Origin of the sequence: Citrobacter sp. wls718, assembly GCF_005280945.1 — a bacterium.
GTDB classification, from domain to species: Bacteria; Pseudomonadota; Gammaproteobacteria; order Enterobacterales; family Enterobacteriaceae; genus Citrobacter; species Citrobacter gillenii.
This window is the reverse complement of record NZ_SZWV01000062.1, coordinates 1-6,548: the sequence shown is the minus strand read 5'-3', so window position 1 is coordinate 6,548 and position 6,548 is coordinate 1. Positions and strand designations below refer to the sequence as shown.

Here is a 6,548-nt window from a genome sequence, read left to right as displayed (position 1 = left end):
GTTCAAATCCGGCCCCCGCAACCACTTTCCCTTAGAGTTCTTTTTCAAATATACTGTGAAGACTTAGGCCTTCGTAGCTGGATTTGAAAAAAAATTCTTTCGGAAGGTTCTCCGAACCGCAGGTGCGGTTATAGGGTTCAGTTATCTAAAGCCCCGATTTATCGGGGTTTTTTGTTATCTGATTACAGAATAACTGGGCTTTAGGCCCTTTTTTTATGTCTTGGGGGTGGGCTTGTCCACATTAGAGCAAAAATTAACAGAGATGATTAAAGCACCAGTTGAAGCCTTGGGCTACGAGCTGGTCGGCATCGAATTTATTCGTGGTCGCACATCCACACTGCGCATCTATATTGATAGTGAAGATGGCATCAATGTTGATGATTGTGCTGATGTGAGCCACCAGGTTAGCGCCGTGATGGACGTTGAAGATCCGATCACCGTTGCTTATAACCTGGAAGTCTCCTCACCGGGTCTCGACCGTCCTATGTTCACGGCTGAACACTACGTGCGTTTCCTGGGTGAAGAAGTCACGCTGGTTCTTCGTATGGCGGTACAAAACCGTCGTAAATGGCAGGGCGTTATCAAAGCGGTGGATGGTGAGATGATCACTGTCACAGTCGACGGTAAAGATGAAGTGTTCGCGCTGAGTAATATCCAGAAGGCGAACCTGGTTCCCCACTTTTAACAGTCTGGATTGAGGTGAAAAGCCCGCGATGAACAAAGAAATTTTGGCTGTTGTTGAAGCCGTATCCAATGAAAAATCGCTGCCACGCGAGAAAATTTTTGAAGCGCTGGAAAGTGCGCTGGCTACAGCAACAAAGAAAAAATACGAACAAGAGATCGACGTTCGCGTAGAAATCGATCGTAAAAGCGGTGATTTCGATACCTTCCGCCGTTGGGTAATTGTGGAAGAAGTCACTCAGCCAACCAAAGAAATTACTCTGGAAGCCGCACGTTACGAAGACGAGAGTCTGAACGTGGGTGAATACGTTGAAGACCAGATTGAATCAGTCACCTTTGACCGTATCACCACCCAGACGGCGAAACAGGTTATCGTACAGAAAGTACGTGAAGCTGAACGTGCGATGGTTGTTGATCAATTCCGCGAGCACGAAGGTGAGATCGTCACCGGTGTGGTGAAGAAAGTTAACCGTGACAACATTGCGCTGGACCTCGGCAGTAATGCTGAAGCCGTGATCCTGCGTGAAGACATGCTGCCGCGTGAAAACTTCCGCCCGGGTGACCGTATCCGTGGTGTTTTGTACTCCGTTCGCCCGGAAGCACGCGGCGCGCAACTGTTTGTGACGCGTTCCAAACCGGAAATGCTGATTGAACTGTTCCGCATTGAAGTGCCAGAAATTGGCGAAGAAGTGATTGAAATTAAAGCGGCGGCTCGCGATCCGGGTTCTCGTGCGAAAATCGCGGTGAAAACCAACGATAAGCGTATCGATCCGGTGGGTGCTTGCGTAGGTATGCGCGGTGCACGCGTTCAGGCGGTTTCTACCGAACTGGGCGGCGAACGTATCGATATCGTCCTGTGGGATGATAACCCGGCACAGTTCGTGATCAACGCAATGGCGCCTGCAGACGTCGCGTCTATCGTGGTGGATGAAGATAAACACACCATGGATATCGCGGTTGAAGCCGGTAACCTGGCTCAGGCGATTGGACGTAATGGTCAGAACGTCCGCCTGGCTTCACAATTGAGCGGTTGGGAACTCAACGTAATGACCGTTGATGACCTGCAGGCTAAGCATCAGGCTGAAGCGCATGCTGCTATTGATACCTTCACCAAATATCTCGATATCGATGAAGATTTCGCGACGGTTCTGGTAGAAGAAGGTTTTGCTACGCTGGAAGAGCTGGCCTACGTGCCAATGAAAGAGCTTCTGGCAATCGACGGCCTGGATGAAGCAACCGTTGAAGCGCTGCGCGAGCGTGCTAAAAACGCACTGACCACTCTGGCACTGGCCCAGGAAGAAAGCCTCGGTGATAACAAACCGGCTGACGATCTGCTGAATCTGGAAGGATTAGATCGTGATATGGCCTTCAAACTGGCTGCCCGTGGTGTTTGTACGCTGGAAGATCTCGCTGAACAGGGCATTGATGATCTGGCTGATATCGAAGGGTTGACCGACGAAAAAGCCGGTGAGCTGATTATGGCTGCCCGTAATATTTGCTGGTTCGGCGACGAAGCGTAATAAACTGTAGCAGGAAGGAACAGTATGACAGATGTAACCGTAAAAACGCTGGCTGCAGAGATACAGACCTCCGTGGATCGCTTGGTACAGCAATTTGCTGATGCAGGTATCCCGAAGTCTGCTGACGACTCTGTGTCCGCACAAGAGAAGCAAACCTTACTGGCGCACCTGAACCGTGAGAACGGCTCTGCACCAGATAAGTTGACATTGCAGCGTAAAACGCGCAGTACTCTCAATATTCCTGGTACCGGTGGAAAAAGTAAATCGGTACAAATCGAAGTCCGCAAGACACGCACCTTTGTGAAACGCGATCCGCAAGAGGCAGAACGCCTTGCCGCGGAAGAGCAGGCGCAGCGTGAAGCGGAAGAGCAAGCCCGTCGTGAGGCAGAAGAAACTGCTAAACGCGAGGCGCAACAAAAAGCCGAACGTGAGGCCGCAGAACAAGCTAAACGTGAAGCCGCTGATAAAGCGAAACGTGAAGCTGCGGAAAAAGACAAAGTGAGCAATCAACAGACCGACGATATGACTAAAACCGCCCAGGCCGAAAAAGCCCGCCGTGAAAATGAAGCCGCAGAACTGAAGCGTAAAGCGGAAGAAGAAGCGCGTCGCAAGCTTGAAGAAGAAGCTCGCCGTGTGGCTGAAGAAGCCCGTCGTATGGCGGAAGAAAATGCCGGTGTTTGGGCAGAGCAAGAGAAAGCAAAAGGTGAAGAGGATAAGACCGATTATCACGTCACCACTTCTCAGCATGCTCGCCAGGCAGAAGACGAAAACGATCGCGAAGTAGAAGGCGGCCGTGGCCGTACGCGTACTGCGACGAAAGCTGCTCGTCCTCAGAAGAAAGGCAATAAGCACGCTGAATCTAAAGCCGATCGCGAAGAAGCACGTGCTGCTGGTCGCGGTGGTAAAGGTGGCAAGCGTAAAGGTTCTTCCCTGCAGCAAGGCTTCCAGAAGCCAGCTCAGGCCGTTAACCGTGACGTTGTGATTGGCGAAACCATCACCGTTGGCGACTTAGCGAACAAGATGGCGGTTAAAGGTTCTCAGGTCATCAAAGCGATGATGAAGCTGGGTGCGATGGCCACCATCAACCAGGTCATCGATCAGGAAACCGCACAGTTGGTTGCTGAAGAGATGGGCCACAAAGTTATCCTGCGTCGTGAAAACGAGCTGGAAGAAGCGGTAATGAGCGACCGTGACACTGGCGCAGCGGCTGAACCGCGTGCACCGGTTGTGACCATCATGGGTCACGTTGACCACGGTAAAACCTCTCTGCTGGACTACATTCGTTCAACGAAAGTCGCCTCTGGCGAAGCGGGCGGCATTACCCAGCACATTGGTGCATACCACGTTGAAACTGACAACGGCATGATCACCTTCCTGGATACCCCGGGGCACGCCGCGTTTACCTCTATGCGTGCTCGTGGTGCACAGGCAACAGATATCGTTGTTCTGGTTGTTGCAGCAGATGATGGCGTGATGCCTCAGACCATTGAAGCTATCCAGCATGCGAAAGCAGCGCAGGTGCCGATGGTTGTTGCAGTCAACAAAATCGATAAGCCAGAAGCCGATATGGATCGCGTTAAGAACGAACTGTCTCAGTACGGCGTTATGCCGGAAGAGTGGGGCGGCGAATCTCAGTTCATCCCTGTTTCTGCGAAAGCAGGTACCGGTATTGATGACCTGTTGAACGCTATCCTGCTGCAGGCTGAAGTTCTGGAGCTGAAAGCGATTCGTAAAGGTATGGCAAGCGGTGCGGTAATCGAATCCTTCCTGGACAAAGGTCGTGGCCCAGTTGCTACCGTCCTGGTTCGTGAAGGTACCCTGAATAAGGGCGATATCGTACTGTGTGGCTTCGAGTACGGCCGCGTTCGTGCAATGCGTAACGAACTGGGTCAGGAAGTCTTGGAAGCAGGTCCGTCTATTCCAGTTGAAATCCTGGGTCTGTCCGGCGTTCCGGCTGCGGGTGACGAAGTTACCGTCGTACGTGACGAGAAAAAAGCGCGTGAAGTTGCACTGTATCGTCAGGGCAAATTCCGTGAAGTTAAACTGGCTCGCCAGCAGAAATCTAAACTCGAGAACATGTTCGCCAACATGACCGAAGGCGAAGTTCACGAAGTGAACGTTGTCCTGAAAGCTGACGTTCAGGGTTCTGTCGAAGCGATCTCCGACTCCTTGCTGAAACTGTCTACCGACGAAGTGAAAGTGAAGATCATCGGTTCCGGCGTAGGTGGTATCACCGAAACCGACGCCACGCTGGCTGCGGCATCCAACGCGATTCTGGTTGGCTTCAACGTTCGTGCTGATGCCTCTGCACGTAAAGTGATTGAATCTGAAAGCCTGGATCTGCGTTACTACTCCGTCATCTATCACCTGATCGACGAAGTGAAAGCTGCGATGAGCGGCATGCTGTCTCCGGAACTGAAACAGCAGATCATCGGTCTGGCTGAAGTACGTGACGTGTTCAGATCACCGAAATTTGGCGCCATCGCAGGTTGTATGGTTACCGAAGGTACGATTAAACGTCACAACCCAATCCGCGTTCTGCGTGACAACGTGGTTATCTATGAAGGCGAGCTGGAATCCCTGCGCCGCTTCAAAGATGACGTTAACGAAGTCCGTAACGGCATGGAATGTGGTATCGGCGTTAAGAACTACAACGACGTTCGCGTTGGCGATATGATCGAAGTGTTCGAAATCATCGAGATCAAACGTACCATCGCATAATTTTCGTCGTCTTTTGGGCTGCCGCTGTGTTGGCAGTTCAAGGCATAGAAGCTTATTTGAGGTAGGCCGGGTAAGCGAAGCGCCACCCGGCAATGAAATTTAAAAAGGGGCTTATGGCCCCTTTTTTGTCTTTATTCTGGAGAATTTATTATGGCGAAAGAATTTGGTCGCCCGCAGCGCGTGGCCCAGGAGATGCAAAAAGAGATCGCACTCATCCTGCAACGCGAAATCAAAGATCCGCGCGTCGGCGTGATGACTACCGTGTCCGGCGTTGAGATGTCTCGTGACCTGGCGTATGCCAAAGTGTTCGTGACGTTCCTGAATGACAAGGACGAAGCTGCCGTGAAGAACGGTATTAAAGCCTTGCAGGAAGCCTCAGGTTTCATCCGCTCTCTGCTGGGTAAAGCCATGCGCCTGCGTATCGTGCCGGAACTGACTTTCTTCTACGACAACTCGTTGGTCGAAGGGATGCGCATGTCTAACCTGGTGACCAGCGTGGTGAAGCATGACGATGAACGTCGTGTGAATCCTGCGGACGACAGCAAGGAGGACTAATGAGTCGTCCTCGTCGTCGTGGTCGCGACATTCATGGCGTCCTGTTGCTGGATAAGCCGCAAGGCATGTCCAGCAATGACGTGCTGCAAAAAGTAAAACGCCTCTACAATGCCAACCGTGCCGGTCATACCGGTGCGCTGGATCCGCTGGCGACAGGCATGCTGCCTATCTGCCTGGGAGAGGCGACCAAGTTTTCGCAGTACCTGCTGGACTCTGACAAACGCTATCGCGTGGTGGCCCGCCTGGGACAGCGTACTGATACCTCTGATGCCGATGGGCAAATTGTGCAGGAGCGTCCGGTGACGTTTACCCCGGAACAGCTTGCCAGCGCGCTGGAGACGTTTCGCGGTGACATCCAACAGATCCCGTCGATGTACTCAGCGCTGAAGTATCAGGGTAAAAAGCTGTACGAGTACGCGCGTCAGGGTATTGAGGTCCCGCGTGAATCCAGACCGATTACTGTGTACGAACTGCTGTTTATTCGCCACGAAGGTAATGAACTGGAGCTGGAAGTCCATTGCTCCAAAGGCACGTACATTCGCACGATTGTTGACGATCTGGGCGAGAAGCTCGGATGCGGCGCGCACGTGACGTATCTGCGTCGTCTGACGGTCAGCAAGTATCCGGTAGACCGTATGGTCACGCTGGAACATTTGCACAGCCTGGTTGAACAGGCTGAACAGCAGAACATTCCGGCGGCAGAATTACTTGATCCGCTGCTGATGCCAATGGACAGTCCGGCATCGGACTACCCCATTGTTAATCTGCCTTTAACATCATCGGTTTACTTTAAAAATGGTAATCCGGTACGTACGTCGGGCGTGCCGCTGGAAGGGCTGGTTCGCGTGACGGAAGGCGATGATGGCAAATTTATCGGCATGGGGGAGATCGACGATGAAGGTCGTGTCGCCCCTCGTCGACTGGTGGTTGAGTATCCTGCATAGCGCTCTCTGTCTTGCGATAAGAAGGCGCTGCGAGTAGAATACCGCCGCTTAACGTCGCGTAAATTATTTAACAGTTCGCGCGGCGTGTACACAAAATCATTCGAGCTGCATCAAGGCGGCAAGTCTG

The 6,548-nt window shown here is 52.3% G+C and carries 5 protein-coding genes; all 5 read left to right on the top strand.

Annotated features, from left to right (window positions below):
* Positions 1-232: 232 nt before the first annotated feature.
* A complete protein-coding gene (gene rimP / locus FDW95_RS12210; protein ID WP_135911333.1) occupies positions 233-685 on the top strand; it encodes a ribosome maturation factor RimP in 453 nt (150 codons plus the stop codon).
* Between the two features lie 28 nt (positions 686-713).
* Positions 714-2,201 carry a transcription termination factor NusA gene (gene nusA / locus FDW95_RS12205; RefSeq protein WP_096755531.1) on the top strand — a complete coding sequence of 496 codons (1,488 nt, stop codon included), beginning with the start codon at positions 714-716 and terminating at the stop codon, positions 2,199-2,201.
* Positions 2,202-2,225: 24 nt separating this feature from the next.
* Positions 2,226-4,922 carry a translation initiation factor IF-2 gene (gene infB / locus FDW95_RS12200; RefSeq protein ID WP_115257396.1) on the top strand — a complete coding sequence of 899 codons (2,697 nt, stop codon included), beginning with the start codon at positions 2,226-2,228 and terminating at the stop codon, positions 4,920-4,922.
* 150 nt (positions 4,923-5,072) lie between these two features.
* Positions 5,073-5,477, top strand: coding sequence for a 30S ribosome-binding factor RbfA (rbfA, locus tag FDW95_RS12195; protein ID WP_115257397.1), 405 nt, complete (start codon positions 5,073-5,075; stop codon positions 5,475-5,477).
* Entirely contained in the window at positions 5,477-6,421 is a 945-nt protein-coding gene (gene truB, locus FDW95_RS12190) for a tRNA pseudouridine(55) synthase TruB (RefSeq protein WP_096755534.1), read from the top strand. The genes rbfA and truB overlap by 1 nt, the downstream gene beginning before the upstream one ends.
* The last annotated feature ends 127 nt before the right edge of the window (positions 6,422-6,548 follow it).